Source organism: Pectobacterium jejuense (assembly GCF_026800125.1).
GTDB classification, from domain to species: Bacteria; Pseudomonadota; Gammaproteobacteria; order Enterobacterales; family Enterobacteriaceae; genus Pectobacterium; species Pectobacterium jejuense.
In genome coordinates, this window is sequence record NZ_JAPQKX010000011.1 from 184,864 (window position 1) to 205,988 (window position 21,125).

21 protein-coding genes and 1 other RNA gene are annotated in these 21,125 nt (G+C 50.7%); 11 read left to right on the plus strand and 11 right to left on the minus strand.

What is annotated here, in order from left to right:
• Positions 1-12 precede the first annotated feature (12 nt).
• Positions 13-876, minus strand: a complete 864-nt coding sequence (gene tesB, locus NXT09_RS19110; protein ID WP_268580879.1) for an acyl-CoA thioesterase II — start codon at positions 874-876, stop codon at positions 13-15.
• 212 nt (positions 877-1,088) lie between these two features.
• Here tesB and NXT09_RS19115 point away from each other — a divergent pair, with 212 nt between their 5' ends.
• Positions 1,089-1,670 carry a YbaY family lipoprotein gene (locus NXT09_RS19115; RefSeq protein ID WP_240584752.1) on the plus strand — a complete coding sequence of 194 codons (582 nt, stop codon included), beginning with the start codon at positions 1,089-1,091 and terminating at the stop codon, positions 1,668-1,670.
• Positions 1,671-1,689: 19 nt separating this feature from the next.
• Here the strand turns inward: NXT09_RS19115 and NXT09_RS19120 are convergent, their stop codons facing one another.
• On the minus strand, positions 1,690-2,010 hold the full coding sequence (locus NXT09_RS19120; protein WP_010282239.1) for an MGMT family protein: 321 nt from the start codon (positions 2,008-2,010) through the stop codon (positions 1,690-1,692).
• A gap of 185 nt (positions 2,011-2,195) precedes the next feature.
• On the opposite strand from NXT09_RS19120, the gene ffs reads away from it, so the two are divergent.
• An RNA gene (ffs, locus tag NXT09_RS19125) (signal recognition particle sRNA small type) lies at positions 2,196-2,292 on the plus strand.
• 441 nt (positions 2,293-2,733) lie between these two features.
• Here ffs and NXT09_RS19130 read toward each other — a convergent pair.
• From NXT09_RS19130 to NXT09_RS19155, 6 genes are all read right to left on the minus strand, one after another.
• The gene (locus NXT09_RS19130) at positions 2,734-2,937 is read right to left on the minus strand and encodes an HHA domain-containing protein (protein WP_005976087.1); all 204 of its coding nucleotides are present in this window, start codon (positions 2,935-2,937) and stop codon (positions 2,734-2,736) included.
• Between the two features lie 53 nt (positions 2,938-2,990).
• Positions 2,991-3,359 carry an Hha toxicity modulator TomB gene (gene tomB, locus NXT09_RS19135; protein ID WP_010282247.1) on the minus strand — a complete coding sequence of 123 codons (369 nt, stop codon included), beginning with the start codon at positions 3,357-3,359 and terminating at the stop codon, positions 2,991-2,993.
• A 598-nt stretch (positions 3,360-3,957) separates the two neighbouring features.
• Positions 3,958-4,101 carry a type B 50S ribosomal protein L36 gene (gene ykgO / locus NXT09_RS19140; protein WP_005976091.1) on the minus strand — a complete coding sequence of 48 codons (144 nt, stop codon included), beginning with the start codon at positions 4,099-4,101 and terminating at the stop codon, positions 3,958-3,960.
• 17 nt (positions 4,102-4,118) lie between these two features.
• Positions 4,119-4,367: a type B 50S ribosomal protein L31 gene (locus NXT09_RS19145; RefSeq protein WP_205552773.1), complete on the minus strand. Its 249-nt coding sequence runs from the start codon at positions 4,365-4,367 to the stop codon at positions 4,119-4,121.
• Between the two features lie 233 nt (positions 4,368-4,600).
• Positions 4,601-7,729 (minus strand): efflux RND transporter permease subunit, encoded by a 3,129-nt coding sequence (locus NXT09_RS19150; RefSeq protein ID WP_268580880.1) that lies wholly within the window; start codon positions 7,727-7,729, stop codon positions 4,601-4,603.
• A 28-nt stretch (positions 7,730-7,757) separates the two neighbouring features.
• Entirely contained in the window at positions 7,758-8,951 is a 1,194-nt protein-coding gene (locus NXT09_RS19155) for an efflux RND transporter periplasmic adaptor subunit (RefSeq protein ID WP_205552769.1), read from the minus strand.
• A 165-nt stretch (positions 8,952-9,116) separates the two neighbouring features.
• Between NXT09_RS19155 and acrR the strand changes: the two genes are divergently transcribed.
• On the plus strand, positions 9,117-9,758 hold the full coding sequence (gene acrR, locus NXT09_RS19160; protein WP_205552767.1) for a multidrug efflux transporter transcriptional repressor AcrR: 642 nt from the start codon (positions 9,117-9,119) through the stop codon (positions 9,756-9,758).
• 42 nt (positions 9,759-9,800) lie between these two features.
• Here the strand turns inward: acrR and rsmS are convergent, their stop codons facing one another.
• Together rsmS and priC are read right to left on the minus strand one after the other, a co-directional pair.
• On the minus strand, positions 9,801-9,971 hold the full coding sequence (gene rsmS, locus NXT09_RS19165; protein WP_268580881.1) for a pleiotropic regulatory protein RsmS: 171 nt from the start codon (positions 9,969-9,971) through the stop codon (positions 9,801-9,803).
• Positions 9,972-10,008: 37 nt separating this feature from the next.
• Positions 10,009-10,545: a primosomal replication protein PriC gene (gene priC, locus NXT09_RS19170; RefSeq protein ID WP_268580882.1), complete on the minus strand. Its 537-nt coding sequence runs from the start codon at positions 10,543-10,545 to the stop codon at positions 10,009-10,011.
• A 208-nt stretch (positions 10,546-10,753) separates the two neighbouring features.
• On the opposite strand from priC, the gene NXT09_RS19175 reads away from it, so the two are divergent.
• The 8 genes from NXT09_RS19175 to hemH all read left to right on the plus strand — a co-directional run bounded on the left by NXT09_RS19175 (position 10,754) and on the right by hemH (position 19,199).
• The gene (locus NXT09_RS19175; protein WP_268580883.1) at positions 10,754-11,149 is read left to right on the plus strand and encodes a DUF454 family protein; all 396 of its coding nucleotides are present in this window, start codon (positions 10,754-10,756) and stop codon (positions 11,147-11,149) included.
• 217 nt (positions 11,150-11,366) lie between these two features.
• Complete coding sequence (apt, locus tag NXT09_RS19180) at positions 11,367-11,921, plus strand: adenine phosphoribosyltransferase (RefSeq protein WP_117590688.1); 555 nt, start codon at positions 11,367-11,369, stop codon at positions 11,919-11,921.
• A 74-nt stretch (positions 11,922-11,995) separates the two neighbouring features.
• Positions 11,996-14,068, plus strand: coding sequence for a DNA polymerase III subunit gamma/tau (dnaX, locus tag NXT09_RS19185; RefSeq protein ID WP_268580884.1), 2,073 nt, complete (start codon positions 11,996-11,998; stop codon positions 14,066-14,068).
• Positions 14,069-14,108: 40 nt separating this feature from the next.
• Positions 14,109-14,438: a YbaB/EbfC family nucleoid-associated protein gene (locus NXT09_RS19190; protein WP_010286242.1), complete on the plus strand. Its 330-nt coding sequence runs from the start codon at positions 14,109-14,111 to the stop codon at positions 14,436-14,438.
• Positions 14,438-15,043: a recombination mediator RecR gene (gene recR / locus NXT09_RS19195; RefSeq protein ID WP_014914551.1), complete on the plus strand. Its 606-nt coding sequence runs from the start codon at positions 14,438-14,440 to the stop codon at positions 15,041-15,043. The genes NXT09_RS19190 and recR overlap by 1 nt, the downstream gene beginning before the upstream one ends.
• A 180-nt stretch (positions 15,044-15,223) precedes the next feature.
• Entirely contained in the window at positions 15,224-17,107 is a 1,884-nt protein-coding gene (htpG, locus tag NXT09_RS19200; protein WP_268580894.1) for a molecular chaperone HtpG, read from the plus strand.
• Between the two features lie 262 nt (positions 17,108-17,369).
• Positions 17,370-18,014, plus strand: coding sequence for an adenylate kinase (gene adk, locus NXT09_RS19205; protein WP_268580885.1), 645 nt, complete (start codon positions 17,370-17,372; stop codon positions 18,012-18,014).
• A 222-nt stretch (positions 18,015-18,236) separates the two neighbouring features.
• Positions 18,237-19,199 carry a ferrochelatase gene (hemH, locus tag NXT09_RS19210; protein ID WP_107332486.1) on the plus strand — a complete coding sequence of 321 codons (963 nt, stop codon included), beginning with the start codon at positions 18,237-18,239 and terminating at the stop codon, positions 19,197-19,199.
• Positions 19,200-19,304: 105 nt separating this feature from the next.
• Here the strand turns inward: hemH and ybaL are convergent, their stop codons facing one another.
• Entirely contained in the window at positions 19,305-20,990 is a 1,686-nt protein-coding gene (gene ybaL / locus NXT09_RS19215) for a YbaL family putative K(+) efflux transporter (RefSeq protein ID WP_205552754.1), read from the minus strand.
• Between the last annotated feature and the right edge of the window lie 135 nt (positions 20,991-21,125).

Below are 21,125 nucleotides of genomic sequence, written 5' to 3' on the forward strand. Positions count from 1 at the left end.
CTGTTGCAAGGTTTACGGCTGGCGGCGACGTATGACGCCTTCCTGCACGCTGGATGCAACCAGCACGCCTTCCCGAGTATAGAATTGCCCACGAACGAAACCACGAGCACCGGATGCAGACGTACTTTCTACGGTATATAACAGCCAGTCATCCAGCCGGAAATCACGGTGGAACCACATTGAGTGATCGATGGTGGCGACCTGCATACCCGGCTCCAAAAAGCCAACGCCGTGAGGCTGCAAGGCCGTGAGTAGGAAATTGCAGTCAGACGTATAGCCAAGCAGATATTGGTGAATACGCTTATCGTCCGGCAGCGGGCTGCTGGCACGGCACCAGACGTGTCGCACCGGCTCGTCTACTTCGCCTTTTAGTGGGTTATGGAATTTAACCGGGCGTATCTCAATCGGGCTGGCCTGAATAAATTTATCGTGAAAGCGGGGCGGCAGAAGGTGCTGCATGTCTTGTGCGATTTCCTGCTCGGATTTCAGCTCTTCTGGTGGTGTGACGTTTGGCATCACATTTTGGTGCTCGAACCCTTCTTCATGACTTTGAAATGAGGCCGTCATATAAAAAATAGGGCGACCATTCTGGATAGCCCTAACGCGTCTGGCACTGAAACTGTTGCCATCGCGCAGGTTTTCAACGTCATAAATAATCGGTTTCTGGCTATCGCCGGGTAGCAAAAAGTAGCTGTGGAAAGAGTGAATGTTGCGCTCGACTGGGACAGTCTGTTTGGCAGCCGACATGGCCTGGCCGACGACTTGCCCACCAAAGACCTGACGCAGCCCCAAATCATCGCTTTGTCCGCGGAATAGCCCTTCTTCGAGTTTCTCTAAATGCAGGAGGTCGAGAAGGTGTTGTAGTGGTTGACTCATGGTATCGGCCCCAATGGATGCGAATAAATAATTATCTGTTTGTTTTGTAAGGTGTAAAATATTTTCTTATGGGTTTTTACTGCAATGAATGTGTGGATTTCAGGAAAATATCAGAATTTTGCACCATCATTATTGTGTTGGGTGAATCATACTATTTATGAGTGCCGGTTTTCGATACCGGTAGTCTGACAATAATAAAGGAGACTGACCGAATGAAATTATGGCATATATTAGGCGGTATCACGTTATCGATGACTCTGGTTGCATGTGCACAGAGGGGGGATTATGGCGTTTCTCCTCAAACCGGTGCACCTGTCACCTCTGTTTCTTCACAGCGCCCCGCTGTTGCAATGCCAGCGGTAACCGGTACGGTGAATATTCGTCAGCGCATTGCACTCCCTCACAATGCCGTTTTAACCGTTACGGTGTCTGATGCATCGCTGGCGGATGCACCTTCAAAAGTGATCTCTCAGCGCGTGACGCGTACAGAAGGAAAGCAGGCACCTTTCCGATTCGAGTTACCGTATAACCCGGCTGATATTCAGCCCAATGCGCGTATCTTACTCAGTGCAGCCGTTGCGATCGATAATCGTATCGTGATGGTGACGGAAAACGTCTTGCCGGTTATTAGCAACGGGGTAAATAACGCCGATTTGGTGCTGGTACCTGTCGCCTCTGTTCCCTTACCGGCGAAAAATCAGGGATCAATGATATCTAACCCGACAAATCAAACTCCTCATATGCTTCAGGGGCAGCCTGACTCATCATCTATGGCACCACAGACCATCTGGTAATTCATCTGGATACGCGCCGCTATGGCGCGTATTGCCAGCGATATTTCGCAAGATCAACTTTTCCCTGACGATTGAAAATGATGCCCTCCGCCTGTAGTGCTGACTTTTGACGCACATAGTCTCCACCGACCAGCGATATTTCGCCTTTACGATTGATTACCCGATGCCAGGGAAGTTTGCTGTCTTTCGGCAGACGTTTTAATACTCCGCCGACTTGTCGGGATGCTCTGGGCGAGTCAGCAAGCTGCGCGATGTCTCCATAGGTCGCTATCTTTCCGTAAGGGATTGCCGCGACGATTTGAAAAACGCGCTGGCGGAAATTATCGTTTTCTTCTGACATCCGCGGATATTCCTGCTGTTCCTAAACCGATTGAACATCATAGTGGCACAGTGGGGTGGGTAAGAAAACAACGGTTAGTCGGTGTTAGCTTGCAATTGCCTATCCCATCGCCGATAATGCCCACCGCTTTGTGACACGTTGCGATTATCATGTGCAAGCCGTTATAAAGTCGTCAATGGAGGCCCTGTCGGTTCTCCCGCAACACTAACCTGTGGATTCGGTCAGGTCCGGAAGGAAGCAGCCGCAGCAGGAGACGTGTGTGCCGGGATGTAGCTGGCAGGGCCTCCACCATTTCTGCCCTCGTTAGCCGCTTCATCTCCTGCATATAAACTACATTCTCTGCCATAAACCCGTTTCTGACATACATAACAGCCGATCCCCCACTTTCTGCTCGAGAGATGTCATTTACCGATCTCTGTTTCTTCGAGAAGATGAGTTTGTATGTTTACTTATCGAGTAATAATTGCGGTAATTATTACGTCCTCTGTTTTCATCACTGGATATAGTATTCGTGGATGCTATCAATGCGATTGTTATAAACGATGAGTGTCGGGGAAATAAGCGTAAAGTGTGAGGAGGAATTCATTTTTACTTAATATAAAAAATACAATTTGTTACAAGTCTTACGCAATTAATACGTTAAAAAGATAATAAAAACAAAGGCCGATAATATTATCGGCGCAGTGTATTTAATGTCAGTTTTTGTATACGTTTCGTTAGGAATTAACGAACGTAGCGCCATACGGCAGTAGGGACTTTGTCGTAGAGTTTGTTCATCGTCAGTTCTGCCAGGCGATGATCGGCTGCGGAAAAGAACATCTCCAGTTCATCATTAGAGAGTTCATACTTGTTTTTTTCAATAACGCGTTCGAGAGTGTCAATTGTTGTGCATTTACGCAAACGCATCAAATAGTCGATTTTTTTCATAATGGCCTATGCAAGCAGTACCTGGTGGTTAAAAAATATAAATAAATTATTGCTTAAGTTTTAGCAGGCGTACAGATGTTCTCCCCTGAGAACATTCCGAATAATTTTGCTTTGGACTTCTGCCAACGCCGTAGTTCAGCATCATTAATACCATAGTTGCTAAACAAGACGTAAGTATCATCCAAATACTTTTCAACCTGCTCTGAAAGCTCACTTTCGTTAGGGTATTTTATTTTAAATGTGAGAATAAACGTAGCGATATGCTCAATAAGTTCATTTAATTGGAGATTGATCGCAGATGTTGGATCATTGACCCAGCCGTGACTGCTATCGCCTAACGTTGCTATGCTTTCGTCACACAGATTCTCACATAAGAATCTGAGTTGGGCAATATCATAATGTTTTGGTGTGTACTCATCCATATCAATCCCTCCGTTAAGCCGTTATTCAGTGTTACTGCGGTTAACACCTGGTAAACAGGTAGACTGATGAAACTTACAAGATAAAACGTTAACGTTGTTTCGTATTCATGTTGTTACAGACAGGGCGTTGAACCATTGTGATTTGTTCTGTAATGAATGAGAAAACAGTGATTATCGTCCCTCCTGGTATCTACTATGTCGCGAAATAGGGTTGGCGTAAATACCAACATCTCATGACTTAACCTTAAGTATAGCTATACCATGTTGGTTACGGTTACGTCATTCTATATATGACTATAGCAAAAACGTTCGTAAAATTCGCGGATAATAGGTAAGGTTTTCACTGCTATTTATTTTGATTAATCCTCAGATTTTTTTGTTGTAACAATGAGCATAGAATAAACTCGTCTGCGGCTTATTTAATTATTTCTATCTGAAAATATGAGAAATGGCAGAAGGAATGCGAAGAGATTGCTCAGAGGATAAGGGCTTTTGGTACTCGTTATCTTATTGTTTCAGCAGTTTTTTCACGCGAATCATCCCGTGCAGTCTTGTTAGCGTCATAACACCGACTGTATCGGGATGAAGTCGAGAAAGATTAACCTTTTTTCTTTTTTCCGCCTTGTACGGCCTTAAAGCGCGGGTTGGATTTGCATATAACGTAAACTCGCCCGCGACGGCGGACCACAATACAATCCTTATGACGATTCTTTGCTGAACGTAGCGAACTAAGCACCTGCATTTTACAGCCCTCTCTGATTACTTGAAGAAGTTGCCAAAGCGCTGCTGGAAGCGCGCTGTGCTGCCTTCTTTGGAATATTCTTTTTGCTTCCCGGTATAATAGGGATGCGATGCCGAAGAAACGTCAATGGTGATGTAAGGGTAGCTGGTACCCTCCAGTTCAATAGTTCGATCGGTTTTAATCGTTGATCCCGTTTTGTAATAAACATCCGCACTGGTGTCATGAAACACCACCGTGCGATAGTCAGGATGAATACCTGCTTTCATAGTTGCCTCATTTGTTATGTTATAACATATCTATCATGTTGCGCTTTTTTGACATCAGGATCAACCATTATGTTGTTGCAAGGCTGCAGCATGCGCTAAGTCACTATAGCGGCGGATAAAGATACAAACGGTACTGTGCTCGTTTGGTGAGAATGAGCTGAGAGGAAAGGGCAGGAAAAGTAAAAAAGGCCGCTAGGCGGCCTTTTAGAGGGGATATCGATGGATGTTCAGACTTAGTGCGCTGTTGTGTCGTCGACTTTCTTGCCAAAACGGCGGCGGACAACAACAAAGAACACCGGAACGAAGAAGATAGCCAGCACGGTTGCTGTAATCATCCCGCCCATGACGCCAGTACCAACGGCGTTCTGTGCACCGGAGCCTGCACCACTACTGATAACCAGCGGCATTACACCGAGGATAAAGGCAAGTGATGTCATCAGGATTGGACGCAAACGCATACGAACGGCATCGAGCGTTGCTTCAATCAGTCCTTTCCCTTCTTTCTCCATTAGATCTTTAGCAAATTCGACAATCAATATGGCGTTCTTCGCCGATAGCCCTATGGTTGTCAGCAGGCCCACCTTAAAGTAAACGTCGTTTTCAAGACCTGTCATATTCGCCGCAATCAACGCACCGATGATCCCCAATGGAACCACCAGCATGACGGAGAATGGTATTGACCAGCTTTCATAAAGCGCTGCCAGACACAGGAACACGACAATCAGTGAAATGGCATAGATTGCAGGTGCCTGGTTGCCTGATAACCGCTCTTGATAGGACATACCCGTCCATTCGTAGCCGATACCTTGCGGTAATTGGGTCACGAAGCTTTCCATCAATGCCATGGCTTCACCGGTACTCTTACCTGGCGCGGCTTCACCTTGGATCTGCATGGATGGTTGACCGTTATAACGCTCCAGACGCGGTGAACCATATTCCCAGTGGCTCTGCGTGAATGCAGAGAATGGCACCATCTGTCCGTTGCTACCGCGGATGTACCAGTTTTTGATGTCATCCGGCAGCATACGGAAAGGCGCATCGGCCTGAACGTAAACTTTCTTCACACGACCGCGATCGATAAAGTCATTTACATAAGAACCACCCAGCGTGGTTGCCAATGTTGAACTGATATCCGACAGTGACACACCAAGCGCCTGTGCTTTTTCCTGATCGATATCGAGACGGAATTGCGGAGTATCTTCCATCCCGTTAGGACGAACTTGCACCAGCGTATCAGGATGTTGTGCCGCCATACCCAGCAGTTGGTTACGTGCTTCAGTCAGTTTTGCGTGCCCAAGGTTAGCCTGGTCAATCAACTGGAAGTCGAAACCTGTTGCCGTACCCAGTTCGATAATCGCAGGAACGTTGGCTGCAATCACGATAGCTTCTTTGTACTGGCTGAAGACGGCGTTAGCTCTGCCTGCAATCGCCTGGACTTTATTTTCTGCGCCGCTTCGTTCACTCCAGTCACTCAGGCTGGCGAAGGCCAGACCGGCATTCTGCCCACGACCAGAGAACCCGAAGCCCGTCACGGTAAACACAGACTTGACGTTACCTTTCTCATTTTCGAGATAGTATTGCGTCATTCTGTCCATGATTTTCTGCGTGTTTTCCTGCGTTGCCCCTGAAGGCAACTGAACGATGTTCAGGAGAACACCCTGATCTTCGTCTGGCAGGAAGGAGGTCGGCAAACGTAAGAACAGAAATGCCAGACCTACAACAATCAGCAGATAGATGACCAGATAACGGCCTGTGCTGCGCAGGATATTTGCCACACTGTCGGTGTAGTGATTAGTGCTTTTCTCGAACAGTCTGTTGAACCAGCCGAAGAAGCCTTTCTTCTCACCGTGATCGCCTTTGGCGATGGGTTTTAGCAGCGTTGCGCAAAGCGCTGGTGTCAAAATCAATGCAACCAGAACCGACAGCACCATCGCAGAAACGATTGTGATGGAGAACTGGCGGTAGATTGCCCCTGTTGAACCTCCGGTAAACGCCATCGGGACGAATACCGCGGACAGAACCAGCGCAATACCGACCAACGCGCCTTGGATCTGCTCCATGGACCGTTTTGTCGCTTCTTTAGGCGGTAGACCTTCTTCCGCCATGACACGCTCCACGTTTTCCACGACGACAATGGCGTCATCCACCAGAAGCCCGATGGCGAGAACCATCGCGAACATCGTCAAGGTGTTAATGGAATAACCAAACGCGGAGAGAATAGCAAACGTCCCCAGCAAGACGACCGGCACCGCAATGGTTGGGATCAGCGTGGCGCGGAAGTTCTGCAAGAACAGATACATCACCAGGAATACCAGTACGATGGCTTCCACCAGCGTTTTCACAACTTCGTTGATCGAGATCTTAACGAAGGGCGTTGTATCATACGGGTAGACCACTTTCAGGCCAGAAGGGAAGAACTCTTCCAGCTTGGTCAATGAATTTTTTACTGCGGTCGCGGTATCCAGTGCGTTCGCACCGGTTGCCAGTTTGATACCGATACCAGCAGCGGGCTGACCATTGAAACGTGCAATCGTGTCATAACTTTCTGCGCCCAACTCAACGCGGGCAACATCTTTAAGACGAACCTGAGACCCATCAGCATTAACCTTCAGCAGGATTTTAGAAAACTCCTCTGCTGAGTTGAGTCGGGTTTGGGCAATGATAGATGCGTTCAGCTGTTGGCCGGGAACGGGTGGAGCTCCCCCCAACTGTCCTGCTGCGATCTGGTTGTTTTGGACTCTGATTGCTGCGGTGACATCGCCTGAAGTTAACTGATAGTTGTTCAGTTTGTTTGGATCCAGCCAGATACGCATTGCGTACTGAGCACCAAACAGCTGCGCGTCACCTACGCCGGATGTACGGCTGATAGGATCTTTAACGTTAGCCGCCACGTAGTCAGCGATATCTTCCTGCGACATTTTACCGTCTTCACTGATGAAGGCGGCAACCATGAGGAAGCTGCTACTTGATTTCTGAACGTTAACCCCTTGCTGCTGTACTTCCTGCGGCAGCAGCGGCATAGCCAGTTGCAGTTTGTTCTGCACCTGAACCTGCGCGATGTCCGCGTCCGTGCCTGCGTCAAAGGTCAGCGTAATCTGCACGGTACCTGAAGAGTCGCTGCTTGATGACATGTACATCAGGTTATCGATACCGTTCATATTCTGTTCGATAACCTGCGTCACGGAATCTTGCAGCGTTGATGCATCGGCCCCTGGATACGTTGCTGTTACTTCAATCGCGGGTGGTGCGATCGTTGGATACTGGGCAATCGGTAATTTAACAATTGCCAGCAACCCCGTCAGCATCACCATGATGGCGAGCACCCATGCAAAAATGGGTCGATCTATAAAAAACTTAGCCATGAATTATACCGGCTCCTGTTAGAACGTCTTAAGACTTCGCGGGTTCTGCTGACGCTTGTTGCGCCTGCTGATTTTCTTGAGCGACTTCTTTAGCTTTCACCTGCGCACCAGGTCTGATTTTTTGCAGACCGGTGACGATAACGCGATCGCCCGCTTTCAAGCCTTCGGTAACCAACCATTTGTCACCAATTGCCTTACTGGTTTTAAGCGTGCGTGGTTCTACTTTATCGCCTTCTCCAACCACCATCGCCGTGGCCTGACCACGTGGATCGCGGGTGACGCCCTGCTGCGGTACTAACAAGGCCGTTGGATTAACGCCGGAATCGAGGCGAGCGCGTACAAACATTCCGGGGAGAAGGTTGTGCTGTGGATTAGGGAAAATGGCGCGCAGCGTGATGGAACCAGTGGTTTCATCGACCGTGACATCAGAGAATTCTAATGTACCTGCTTCAGCGTATTCGCTACCGTTTTCCAACAGTAGACGGACATTGGCTTTGCCTTCATTTTGTTTCAGCGTACCGTTTTCCAGCTCTTTCTTCAGTTGCAGGAAATCATTACTGGACTGCGTGACGTCAACATAAATCGGATCAAGCTGTTGAACGGTCGTTAATGCTGTTGCTTGCCCGGTTGCCACTAATGCGCCTTCCGTTACCGTTGATTTACCTACACGGCCTTCGATTGGCGAATTAACTTTGGTGTAAGCCAGATTAATTTGTGCGGTGTCTACTGCTGCTTTGGCAGCCTGAACGGCAGCATCAGCCTGACGAGAAGTGGCGACGGCCTGATCGTAATCCTGCTTGCTGACGTAGTTGGTGCCCAGCAGCGGCTTATAACGATTAACGGTCAAACGGGCAATTTCTGCCTGAGCCTGAGCCTGAGCGAGTGAACCTTTGGCGCTGTTGTAGCTTGCCTGGTATGTCGCAGGATCGATCTGATACAGCGATGCGCCAGCTTTAACGTCAGACCCTTCAACGAAGTTGCGTTTGAGGATAATGCCGCCAACCTGTGGGCGAACCTCAGCAATGCGGTAAGCACTTGTGCGGCCCGGCAGCTCGGTCATCACATTCAGTGCTTCCGTCTTCAACGTAACAATACCGACTTCAGGCATCTGCTGCTGTGCGCCGCCTTGCTGGTTGTTGCCGTCATCACATCCTGCGAGCATTAAGCCGCCGGAAAGCATCAGAACTGCCGCCAGAGGCGTTAGCCCTCTGTTTTTGTTCATAGATAAACCTCAAGTGTCCGATTTGAAATTGACCAATGGATCACAAGCTCAAAAACCCATTGCTGCTATAGTCTTATGTTCGTGCTATGTTACATACATACTTGAATGTATGTAAATCTCACTTTCCTTCAAATACAGCGGTATGGCACGAAAAACCAAATTATCATGGCACGAAAAACCAAAAAACAGGCTCAGGAAACCCGACAACATATACTGGATACTGCGTTAAGAGTGTTCTCTGAGCATGGTGTGTCCGCGACTTCATTGTCTGACATTGCCACTGCTGCTGGTGTGACCCGCGGTGCTATTTATTGGCATTTTAAAAACAAAGCCGAAATTTTTGACGGAATCTGGGCGTTGGCAGAGTCAAAAATAGATGAGTTTGAAATAGAGTATCAGACAAAATTTCCTGATAATCCACTTCGTGTGATGCGTGAATTATTGATTTATATGCTGCGTTTAACGGTTAGTGATACGCACTGGCGTTCCATTATGGAAATCGCGTTTCACAAATGTGAGTTTGTCGGTGAAATGTTACAATCGTACAACGCGCGCAAAGAGCTTTATCTTTCCTGCTATGTCGATATTGAAGAAAATTTGATTGAGTGCATCCGCTTGGGAATGTTGCCGACGGATATTCTTCCTCGTCGTGCAGCGATTGCGATGCGTGCCTATTTTTCCGGCGTGATGGAGAACTGGTTATTTATGCCGGAAAGTTTCGATCTCGATCGGGAAGCCCCGGCGCTGGTGGATGCCTTTATCGATATGTTGCACTTTAGTCCCGCGCTACGTAAACCCGCAGGATAAGCCATTAAACGACGGCGTTAACACTTGTTGCCTTTACGTGCTTTAGGCAGAGGATTTAGCGTCGCCTTCTTCTTGTAATAACTTCTTTTCAAAATCGGTGCGCACAATTTCTAATGCGGCCAGCGCGATACGCGGCTCGATCTGATTTTCTTCCAACAGCATAATTAAATCGACCGCCAGCTTGACGTCGGGTGGGGCGTTTTCAAGTGACATAAACCCGTTCCTCTTTTTCTTCGGCGAAGCCGCCGCGCTATAGTCCTTGTTCCCGGCGTTCTATCTGACGCTCCAGTCGCGACAGCGCCTGACGACAGCGTGACAGCCGTCCTTCCAGCGCCGCCAGCTCTTTCTGTAATCGCTGTTGTTCGCTGGAGAGCGTCTGCGTGGTGAGCAGACTTTCTCTATCCTGAATCATGGAAAGTAAACGGCGTTCATAATCCTGATGTTCCGCCAGCTTGTGATACACATCTTCCGGCTGTGGGGCTGCATTTTGCTCCTGCCTGCGTAATGACTGCGTCGCCAGCTCACGCTGCAATGCGGCTATCTGCCTGACTAGCTTTTCAGCCAGAAAGGCCACGCGATCGGTGCGCTGTTCTGCGACTAACTGCTTTATCGCGTGTAGGTTTTGTTCAACCTCGGCGCGATAGTCACGTAGCCGGGTGCCGTAGCTGCTAAAAAGCTGACGATCAAAGCGTGATTGCGGTACGGCTTTATCCGCCAGCGGTTCAAGCTCTTTCGCCAGCGTGTTAATTTGGTGTTCAAGCGCCTGCAGCAATCGATGCGTGTTCACTTTTTTCCCTTACGGTAAGGCTGATGATTCAGCGAGTCGGCGCGTGGTAGATCGGCACAGTGAGTCTACGTCGCCTTACTACACTGCATGAGGATATCTTAACTAATTCATCGGGCAAGGTGGTGATAAAGTGTGATGGATGTTCTCGTAGACAAAACATATTGAGTAGACAACGCATAGTGGTCGTGAACAAAGTATAAAGGTGAATATGTATCGCGTGTTGCTGATGATATTGGGGTGGGTTTCCGTTGTGCTGGCAACGTTGGGCGTCGTGTTACCTTTATTACCGACAACGCCTTTCTTGTTACTGGCCGCCTGGTGTTTTGCTCGCTCGTCCCCGCGTTTCCATAATTGGCTACTGTACCGCTCCTGGTTTGGCAGCTATCTGCGTCATTGGCAGCAACATCGGGCGTTGCCGCCGGGAGCAAAATGGAAGGCTGTCACCATGATTCTGTTAACGTTCGCGCTGTCGCTTTGGCTGGTTAAGCTCGTCTGGGTCAGGATCTTGCTGTTGGTCATTTTGGCTATTTTGCTGACATTCATGCTTCGTTTACCCGTGATTGATCCAGAACAACAAACGCAGGGCACGGATCCGAAAAGATAGCGTAAGCGGTGGTCTCTGTGACGAGAATACAAAAAATACGCACCCAGAGTGTGGATGGTTGCATTTATCCGTCACTTTGACTAGATTTGACCGTTTTCGTGCGCGGGTCGCCATTTTCCTCTTTGTCATAATGCCTCTTCATCACCTTATGCGATGATGAAAGCCTTGTGGTGACCGGCATTTGTATGTTCAGAACGTTTTATCAGGCACAACTATGATGACCGTAACAGCGCAGCAGCAGGCAGAATTAATTAAAAACAGTATCAAAAGCATCCCCGATTATCCGAAGCCGGGCATACTGTTCCGTGATGTCACCAGCCTGCTGGAAGATCCTGTGGCCTATGCAGCCAGTATTGAGATGCTGGCAAACCGTTACCGCAACACCGGTGTGACGAAGGTTGTTGGTACGGAAGCGCGTGGTTTCCTGTTTGGCGCTCCGGTTGCGTTGGCGCTGGGCGTAGGTTTTGTTCCCGTGCGTAAACCGGGCAAGTTGCCACGTCCGACTATCAGCGAAAGCTATGAACTGGAATACGGTTCAGATACGCTGGAAATTCATGCAGATGCGATCTCCGCTGGCGATAATGTACTGGTGATCGACGATCTGTTGGCAACTGGTGGTACGCTCGAGGCCACGGTGAAATTGATCCGTCGTCTGGGTGGTTCGGTCAGTGATGCTGCGTTTATCATCAATTTGTTCGATCTGGGTGGCGAGCAGCGTCTGACCGAGATGGGCGTCACCTGCTATAGCCTGGTTGACTTCCCCGGACATTAATCATAACAGTCTCGCCGATAGCGGCGTGGCTGTGTTAGCATGATCGCCTCAATAACTCGACTGTTGCGGTATTGATGAGCTATCAGGTTCTTGCCCGTAAGTGGCGTCCCCAAACCTTTACCCAAGTTGTCGGTCAGGAACATGTCCTGACCGCGTTGGCTAACGGCCTTTCCCTAGGCAGAATTCATCACGCGTATTTGTTTTCTGGCACCCGCGGTGTCGGGAAGACGTCGATTGCCCGTTTGCTGGCAAAAGGGCTGAATTGCGAACAGGGCGTGACGGCAACGCCGTGTGGTCAGTGTGATAACTGCCGTGAAATCGAACAGGGCCGTTTTGTCGATTTGATCGAAATCGATGCTGCGTCTCGCACTAAAGTCGAGGACACGCGCGATCTGCTGGATAATGTTCAGTACGCCCCTGCGCGTGGGCGATTCAAAGTGTACCTGATCGACGAAGTACACATGCTATCGCGCCACAGCTTTAACGCACTGCTGAAAACGCTGGAGGAACCGCCTCCGCACGTTAAATTCCTGCTGGCGACCACCGATCCGCAAAAACTGCCTGTGACCATTCTGTCGCGCTGCCTGCAATTTCATCTCAAAGCGCTGGATGTCGAACAAATTCGTGCGCATTTGGAGCAGGTACTACAGGCGGAAAACCTCGTCAGTGAGCCGCGTGCGCTGCAAATTCTGGCGCGTGCTGCCGATGGGAGCTTGCGTGATGCGCTGAGTCTGACCGATCAGGCCATTGCCATGGGGCAGGGGCAGGTCACGACCGCTTCAGTCAGCCAAATGTTGGGCACGCTGGACGATGAGCAACCGCTGGCACTTATTGAAGCGCTGGCTAAAGGCGATGGGGCACAGGTCATGTCGCTGCTAGACCAAGTCGCGGCTCGGGGTGTGGATTGGGAATCGCTGCTGGTTGAAACTCAGACGCTGTTGCATCGTATTGCGATGGTTCAACTGCTGCCTGCTGCGCTGGGTGATGATTACGCTGCGGTTGAAGCCCGCATGCGAGAATTAGCACGTGCACTGCCGCCAGCGGACGTGCAGCTTTATTACCAGACGATGCTCATTGGTCGCAAAGAATTGCCTTTTGCGCCCGATCGTCGGATGGGCGTTGAAATGACCCTACTGAGGGCGCTGGCGTTTCATCCCAGTCAGGTTATCGCTGAACCTGTGGCCCCCGTAAGTGCCGCGCCTGCTCAAGCTGCGCGTGCGCCTTCTCTTCAGCCTCCTGTACAGCAGTCCGGTGCTACCGTATCGGCGACGGTTCGCGCGCCAATTCAGCAACGCAGTGAACCTCATGAAGACGTGCAGCCGCCATCTTACTCTCCCGAACCGCCGATGGATGCCTCTGCGTATGCGCCGCCGCTAGGGGAAATGCCTGCTTCAACGGGTTCTCCGGATCAATATGGTGAGAGCGAGTTGCCTGATGCGACTTCTCAGCTGTTACAGGCTCGCAGCCAGCTCCTGCGAAAACAGGGGAGTATGCCACCAAAAAAGGCTGATCCGGCAGCGTCTGACAACACGCGGCCGGCAACCTCAGCGCTGGAGCGATTGGCTTCGGTGACTGAGCGCAGCATTCAACGGCAAAACGCGAAGACGTCTCCCTCCGAGCCCAAAAAGCCGGAAGCGTATCGTTGGCGGGCGCAGAATAAAGTCGAAGAAGAGAAGGTCGACGTCGCAACGCCAAAAGCGCTGCGTTCGGCATTAGAGCACGAAAAAACGCCGGAACTTGTGGCACGACTGGCGGAAGAGTCACTGGAGCGAGATGCCTGGGCGGCGGAAATCCATCGCCTGACGCTACCAAAGCTGGTACAACAGCTGGCACTCAATGCGTTTAAAGAGAGCGAAGAGGCAGGCAAGGTTCATCTGCATCTGCGTTCATCCCAACGGCATTTGAATTCGCCTGCGGCGCAAAAGACGCTGGCGGACGCATTGACGGCTCACTACGGGCATCCTGTAGAATTACTGATTACTGAAGACGACAATCCGGCGGTGCGGACGCCGCTGGAGTGGCGTCAGGCCATCTATGAAGAGAAGCTGGCGCAAGCGCGTCAGTCAATTCTGGCCGATACAACGATTCAAACGCTGCGGCGTTTCTTTGATGCGGAACTGGACGAAGAAAGTATCCGCCCTGTTTAACCGCTGCGAGTACGCAGCCCGACGTGATAGAGAGAAAACTATGTTTGGTAAAGGTGGAATTGGCAACCTGATGAAGCAAGCCCAGCAGATGCAGGAAAAAATGCAGCAGATGCAGGAAGAAGTGGCGAATCTGGAAGTCACGGGCGAATCGGGTGCAGGTCTGGTGAAAATTACGATCAACGGTGCGCATAACTGCCGCCGTGTTGAGATCGATCCAAGTCTGATGGAAGACGACAAAGAGATGCTGGAAGACCTGATCGCTGCGGCGTTCAACGATGCCGCTCGTCGTATCGCAGAAACGCAGAAAGAGAAAATGGCAGCGGTTTCCAGCGGCATGCAACTGCCGCCGGGCTTCAAGATGCCGTTCTGATGCAGACCAGTCCGCTTCTTGAGTCATTGATGGAAGCGCTGCGCTGCCTGCCGGGCGTTGGGCCCAAGTCGGCGCAGCGCATGGCGTTTCAACTGCTGCAACGTAACCGCAGTGGCGGTATGCGTCTGGCGCAGGCGTTGACGCGGGCGATGTCCGAAATCGGTCACTGTAGCGATTGCCGGACATTCACCGAGCAGGACGTTTGTGCGATTTGCTCGAATCCGCGCCGCCAGCAAAACGGGCAGATTTGCGTGGTAGAAAGTCCGGCTGATATTCACGCGATTGAACAGACGGGGCAGTTTGCCGGTCGGTACTTTGTACTGATGGGGCATTTGTCGCCGCTGGATGGCATTGGCCCGGACGATATTGGTTTGGGGCGGCTGGAAGAGCGTCTGCAGGTGGAATCGATAAGCGAAGTGATTCTGGCTACTAACCCGACGGTAGAAGGCGATGCTACGGCAAACTATATCGCTGAACTGTGCGCGCAACACGGCGTGATGGCTAGCCGCATTGCACACGGTGTTCCCGTTGGCGGTGAGCTGGAAATGGTCGATGGCACCACACTTTCCCATTCGCTTGCAGGTCGTCAGCCTTTCCGGTTTTAATCTGTCGGCTGCCAGTATCATTATCTGGCAGCCGCAGTCTTGTTTTTCTCTTTCATCTCACCGTTTTCTTTTTTCGCTGAAATTTACCCCTTGAAATCACCTTGGTTTATCCCCACTTGCTACTTATCGTCAGTTTAATCAGCCTGAATAATATTAGGATTGAGGTAAGCAACAATGAGTATGAAAGGCCAAGAAACTCGCGGGTTCCAGTCCGAAGTTAAGCAACTCCTGCATTTGATGATCCATTCGCTCTATTCCAACAAAGAAATCTTTCTGCGTGAATTGATCTCCAACGCCTCCGATGCGGCAGACAAATTACGTTTTCGTGCGCTGTCCGCACCGGAACTGTATGCGGGCGATGGCGACCTGCGCGTGCGGGTGTCTACGGATAAAGAAAAACGTACGCTGACGATTTCTGACAACGGTATCGGCATGAGCCGTGACGAAGTGATTGATAATCTGGGGACGATTGCGAAATCCGGCACCAAGGCTTTTCTGGAATCTATGGGTTCCGATCAGGTTAAAGATAGCCAACTGATTGGCCAATTCGGTGTGGGTTTCTACTCCGCCTTCATCGTGGCGGATAAAGTGACCGTACGTACCCGTGCTGCGGGTGCGAATGCCGATCAGGGCGTGTATTGGGAGTCTGCTGGAGAAGGTGATTACACCATCGCCGACATCACCAAAGACGACCGTGGAACGGAAATTACGCTGCATCTGCGTGAAGGTGAAGATGAGTTCCTGGATGACTGGCGTGTGCGTTCCGTCATCAGCAAATATTCCGACCACATCGCGCTGCCGGTAGAAATTGAATCCCGGACGGAAAGCGAAGAAGAAGGCGGCGAATCCACCGTTAGTTGGGAAAAGATTAACAAGGCACAGGCTCTGTGGACGCGCAGCAAATCAGAAGTCAGCGATGAAGAGTACAACGAGTTTTATAAGCACATTTCCCATGACTTTACCGATCCGCTGAGCTGGAGCCACAACCGTGTGGAAGGTAAGCAGGAATATACCAGCCTGCTTTACATTCCTGCGCGTGCACCGTGGGATATGTGGAACCGCGATCATAAACATGGCTTGAAACTGTACGTTCAGCGCGTCTTTATTATGGATGACGCCGAGCAGTTCATGCCGAACTACCTGCGTTTTGTTCGTGGCCTGATTGATTCCAACGATCTGCCGTTGAATGTTTCCCGTGAGATTTTGCAGGACAGCCGTGTGACGCAAAACCTGCGTAATGCGCTGACTAAACGCGTGCTGCAAATGCTGGATAAACTGGCGAAAGATGACGCGGAAAAATACCAGACGTTTTGGCAACAGTTTGGTCTGGTGCTGAAAGAAGGCCCGGCGGAAGACGGCAGCAACCGCGAAGCGATCGCGAAACTGCTGCGCTTTACCAGCACGCAATCCGACAGCTCTGCACAGACGGTATCGCTGGAAGACTACGTTAGCCGGATGGTGGAAGGTCAGGACAAGATCTACTACATCACCGCAGACAGTTATGCGGCGGCGAAGAGCAGCCCACATCTGGAGCTGTTCCGTAAGAAAGGCATCGAGGTATTGCTGTTGTCCGAGCGTATTGACGAATGGATGATGAGCTACCTGACCGAGTTCGACGGTAAATCCTTCCAGTCAGTCAGCAAAGCGGATGAGACGCTGGATAAACTGGCTGATGAAGAAAACGATGCGCAGAAAGAAGCACAGAAAGCACTGGAGCCGTTTGTTGAGCGTGTGAAAACCCTGCTGGGCGAGCGCGTTAAAGATGTGCGTTTCACCTACCGTTTGACTGATACGCCTGCGATTGTCGTGACGGATGCGGATGAGATGAGCACGCAGATGGCGAAACTGTTCGCCGCGGCAGGCCAGCAAGCACCGGAAGTGAAGTACATTTTTGAACTGAACCCGGAGCATGCGCTCATTAAACGTGCGGCTGACGTATCTGATGACGCTGAGTTTGGCGAGTGGGTCGAACTGCTGCTGGATCAGGCTCTGCTGGCCGAACGCGGTACGCTGGACGATCCGAACCTGTTCATCCGCCGTATGAATCAGCTGTTAAGTGCCTGATATTGATATCCTCCAGACCCCGGTGCCAACCGGGGTCTTCCCCCGATTTTACGTTTCCTTCCGTTATTGGGCGTTTCTTCGTCTACACTGAATGGCAACATTCGGCAGACGGCAAACCGTATTTTTAGGTATCTTGCTTTTTTTCATCTGCCTGCGCGTTGCTGAAGCGAGCCCGTTCCTTGAGCATAAGCGTCTGGAATGGTATGGTTTAGCGTTTTTCAAATTTATTTTATAAATATTACATAGCAAGGGGATTTACGCGATGCGTATTATTCTGCTGGGCGCTCCGGGCGCAGGCAAAGGTACTCAGGCTCAATTCATCATGGAGAAATACGGTATTCCGCAGATTTCCACGGGTGACATGCTGCGTGCAGCGGTAAAAGCGGGTACTGAATTGGGCAAGCAGGCTAAAGAAATCATGGACGCAGGTAAGCTGGTCACTGATGAATTGGTCATTGCTCTGGTTAAAGAGCGCATCGCCCAGGAGGATTGCCGTAACGGTTTTCTGCTGGATGGCTTCCCACGCACCATTCCACAAGCTGATGCGATGAAAGATGCAGGCATCAATGTGGATTACGTTATCGAATTTGCAGTTCCTGACGAACTGATCATCGATCGTATCATTGGCCGTCGCGTTCATGCGGCGTCCGGTCGTGTCTATCATATAAAATTCAATCCGCCTAAAGTTGAAGACAAAGACGACGTGACGGGCGAAGATCTGACTATTCGTAAAGACGATCAGGAAGATACCGTACGTAAACGTCTGGTTGAGTACCATCAGCAGACTGCACCACTGGTTTCCTACTACCAGAAAGAAGCGGAAGCAGGTAACACGCGCTATTTCAAAGTGGAAGGCACGCGTAAAGTGGAAGAAGTTCGCGCAGAACTAGAAACCATTCTGGGATAATTTTTCTACACGAATCATACCCAAACAGCTGAATGCCAGACGATCGTCTGGCATTTTTTCGTTCTGACATCCTCGTTTGCTTTGTTTCCTCTATTGATAGCATCGGCGTTATCCCTGCTATCTACCCGTATTTGTTTAGCTTTTTTTCGCTACAATAGGAATTTGATGTTACGCACTGGCGGGCTGAGAGAAAGCCTGCTTCTCCATAAAAGGAAGACGGCGATGAAACAAGAGAAATACGGCGTGCTGATGGTGAACTTAGGGACACCCGATGCCCCGACGCCGCAGGCGGTAAGGCGTTATCTGGCGGAGTTTCTAAGCGACCGACGCGTGGTGGATACGCCGCGTCTGCTATGGTGGCCGCTGCTGCGCGGCATCATCCTGCCAACCCGCTCACCGCGAGTGGCGAAGCTCTATCAATCGGTTTGGATGGAAGAGGGATCGCCGCTGCTGGTGATTAGTCGCCGACAGCAACAGGCACTGGCTGCACGCATGCCGGAAACGCCCGTTGAACTGGGGATGAGCTATGGTTCACCTAGCCTGCGTTCGGCGCTGGATAAGTTACTGGCGCAGGGTGTCACGCAACTGGTGGTCTTGCCGATGTATCCGCAATATTCCTGCTCAACAACCGCAGCCGTGTGGGATGGGTTAGCCGCGCAGCTGCGTGATAATCGTCAGTTGCCTGCGATTCGCTTTATCCGTGATTACGCCGAGCATCCTGCTTATATTGCGGCGTTGAAGCACCGTGTCGAGCAGTCTTTTGCTGAACACGGCGAACCCGACAGATTAGTGATTTCCTATCACGGCATCCCCGAGCGGTATGCCAATGAAGGGGATGACTATCCGCAACGCTGTCGGGCGACCACAGAGGCGCTCATTGCCGCGCTGGGGCTGCCGGAAGGCAAAATAATGATGACCTTCCAGTCGCGTTTTGGTCGTGAACCCTGGCTGACGCCATATACGGATGAAACTATGCAGGGGCTGCCTGCGCAGGGAATCAAACACATTCAGATTATGTGTCCCGGTTTTTCCGCTGACTGTCTGGAAACGTTAGAAGAGATTCAGGAACAGAACCGTGAAATCTTCCTGCATGCTGGTGGAGAGGCATTCCACTATATTCCTGCGCTCAATGACGATCCGCTGCACATCGATCTGCTGGAACAGTTAGTGAGTAAAGCAGAATAGGGCAAGATAGTTTTTATCTGGCAACGTTTGGCGGGTATATCGTACAACGTAAAAAAATGGCGGGCTTATATTTGCCCGCCATTTTCATATTCAGCGTGTAGCTACTTAGATAGGGCACGCCTGAGGTGCAGGTGGGATATCATCCAACTTCAACAGCGTGATCATGCTGTTGGCGATTTCCCGTTCACCCATTACCACTTCGTTGGCACCGTGCTCGGTAATGTAGCTGACTTCATCGTCATAGTGCGCACGAGCGATAATCTCCAGATCGGCGCGCTTCTCACGGGCTGCCGCGACAATTTCCCCAGCTTCATAGCCGTTCGGAATGGTCAGCAATAGCCAACGGGCGCAGTCCAGACGTGCAATATCCATGATTTCAGGTTTGGTCGCGTTACCCAATACCGCTTTAATTCCCTGTTCACGCAGGGCATCAACACGCGTACGTGAATTCTCAATGACCACGATGGGAATGCCAGCCTGATGCAGTTTGGCACCAATCAGGCTACCCACGCGACCATAGCCGACCAGCAGCGCATGGTTGCACATATCGACAGGAATCTGTTTCTCTTCCTCAATCGCTTCTTCCACGATCTGTTCTTCTATTGTTTCGTTCTTCGCCAGATAGCGTTCAAGTAGCGTAAACAGCAGCGGGTTTATCATGATGGAGAGAATGGCACCGGCCAGTACCAGATTCCGTCCTTCTTCGGACAGCAGTCCCAGTACAATACCGAGCCCAGCCAAAATAAAGGCAAATTCACCGATCTGCGCCAGACTGGCGGAAATCGTTAATGCTGTCCGCTTGGAGTGGCCAAAGAGCCGAACCAGTATGAAAGCAGCGGCTGACTTACCGAACACGATAATAGCCAGCGTGATCAGCACGGAAATCGGGTCGTTCAGCAGAATCATCGGATCAAACAGCATACCGACAGAAACGAAGAACAGTACGGCGAAGGCATCGCGCAGCGGCAGTGTATCGTGCGCCGCACGCTGGCTGAGTTCAGATTCGTTCAGTACCACACCAGCGAAGAATGCGCCCAGTGCAAAGGAAACATCAAACAGTTTCACCGCGCCAAAGGCGATACCCAGTGCCATGGCTAACACCGCCAGCGTGAAAAGCTCACGTGAGCCGGTGCTGGCGCTTTTTGCCAACACCCACGGCACCAAACGGCGACCGACGACAATCATCAGCGTAATAAACGCAATCACTTTACCGATGGTCCAGGCCAAATCGGTCAGCAGTTTGCTGGTGTCGGCATGCTCAGAGCCGATCATGTCGCCGAAGGCTGGTAGCAGAACCAGCGTAAGAACCATCGCCAGATCTTCGACAATTAGCCAACCGATGGCGATTTGACCACGCTGACTATCAATAAGCTGTCGTTCTTCCAACGCACGTAGCAGCACTACAGTACTGGCGGTTGAGAGGCAAAGGCCGAAAACCAGGCCGCTCGCCAGGCTCCAACCCAGCATGGCGGATAATCCCATTCCAAGTAGCGTTGCCACGGCAATCTGGGCTATCGCACCGGGAATGGCGATGGACTTTACCGCCATGAGATCTTTCAGCGAGAAGTGCAGACCAACGCCAAACATCAGCAGGATGACGCCAAGTTCAGCGAGTTCTGATGCCAGTGAGGTATCGGCAACGAATCCGGGGGTAAAAGGACCGACAAGTACGCCTGCGGCAAGGTAACCAACAAGGGGAGAGATACGCAGGCGGTTTGCCAGAATACCAAGGAGGAAAGCAAGAACCAGCCCCCCAGCGATAGTAGAAATTAGCGGTGTTGCAGCATGCATCCCAACTCCTTGTGCCATAGGTGAAACGTAATTGAGCGGATTTACCCTTCTTGCCTTGAAGTTACAGCGTGGTTAGCGGCGCTTACGTACCCTTATCACTCTTATTATGTACCGAAAAGCGTATTGGGATTCGTT

What these genes read in the sequence shown, in the direction of transcription:
- tesB (WP_268580879.1), bottom strand. Translation starts at nt 876, where the DNA reads ATGAGTCAACCACTACAACACCTTCTCGACCTCCTGCATTTAGAGAAA.
- NXT09_RS19115 (WP_240584752.1), top strand. Translation starts at nt 1,089, where the DNA reads ATGAAATTATGGCATATATTAGGCGGTATCACGTTATCGATGACTCTG.
- NXT09_RS19120 (WP_010282239.1), bottom strand. Translation starts at nt 2,010, where the DNA reads ATGTCAGAAGAAAACGATAATTTCCGCCAGCGCGTTTTTCAAATCGTC.
- NXT09_RS19130 (WP_005976087.1), bottom strand. Translation starts at nt 2,937, where the DNA reads ATGAAAAAAATCGACTATTTGATGCGTTTGCGTAAATGCACAACAATT.
- tomB (WP_010282247.1), bottom strand. Translation starts at nt 3,359, where the DNA reads ATGGATGAGTACACACCAAAACATTATGATATTGCCCAACTCAGATTC.
- ykgO (WP_005976091.1), bottom strand. Translation starts at nt 4,101, where the DNA reads ATGCAGGTGCTTAGTTCGCTACGTTCAGCAAAGAATCGTCATAAGGAT.
- NXT09_RS19145 (WP_205552773.1), bottom strand. Translation starts at nt 4,367, where the DNA reads ATGAAAGCAGGTATTCATCCTGACTATCGCACGGTGGTGTTTCATGAC.
- NXT09_RS19150 (WP_268580880.1), bottom strand. Translation starts at nt 7,729, where the DNA reads ATGGCTAAGTTTTTTATAGATCGACCCATTTTTGCATGGGTGCTCGCC.
- NXT09_RS19155 (WP_205552769.1), bottom strand. Translation starts at nt 8,951, where the DNA reads ATGAACAAAAACAGAGGGCTAACGCCTCTGGCGGCAGTTCTGATGCTT.
- acrR (WP_205552767.1), top strand. Translation starts at nt 9,117, where the DNA reads ATGGCACGAAAAACCAAAAAACAGGCTCAGGAAACCCGACAACATATA.
- rsmS (WP_268580881.1), bottom strand. Translation starts at nt 9,971, where the DNA reads ATGTCACTTGAAAACGCCCCACCCGACGTCAAGCTGGCGGTCGATTTA.
- NXT09_RS19175 (WP_268580883.1), top strand. Translation starts at nt 10,754, where the DNA reads ATGTATCGCGTGTTGCTGATGATATTGGGGTGGGTTTCCGTTGTGCTG.
- apt (WP_117590688.1), top strand. Translation starts at nt 11,367, where the DNA reads ATGACCGTAACAGCGCAGCAGCAGGCAGAATTAATTAAAAACAGTATC.
- dnaX (WP_268580884.1), top strand. Translation starts at nt 11,996, where the DNA reads ATGAGCTATCAGGTTCTTGCCCGTAAGTGGCGTCCCCAAACCTTTACC.
- NXT09_RS19190 (WP_010286242.1), top strand. Translation starts at nt 14,109, where the DNA reads ATGTTTGGTAAAGGTGGAATTGGCAACCTGATGAAGCAAGCCCAGCAG.
- recR (WP_014914551.1), top strand. Translation starts at nt 14,438, where the DNA reads ATGCAGACCAGTCCGCTTCTTGAGTCATTGATGGAAGCGCTGCGCTGC.
- htpG (WP_268580894.1), top strand. Translation starts at nt 15,224, where the DNA reads ATGAAAGGCCAAGAAACTCGCGGGTTCCAGTCCGAAGTTAAGCAACTC.
- adk (WP_268580885.1), top strand. Translation starts at nt 17,370, where the DNA reads ATGCGTATTATTCTGCTGGGCGCTCCGGGCGCAGGCAAAGGTACTCAG.
- hemH (WP_107332486.1), top strand. Translation starts at nt 18,237, where the DNA reads ATGAAACAAGAGAAATACGGCGTGCTGATGGTGAACTTAGGGACACCC.
- ybaL (WP_205552754.1), bottom strand. Translation starts at nt 20,990, where the DNA reads ATGCATGCTGCAACACCGCTAATTTCTACTATCGCTGGGGGGCTGGTT.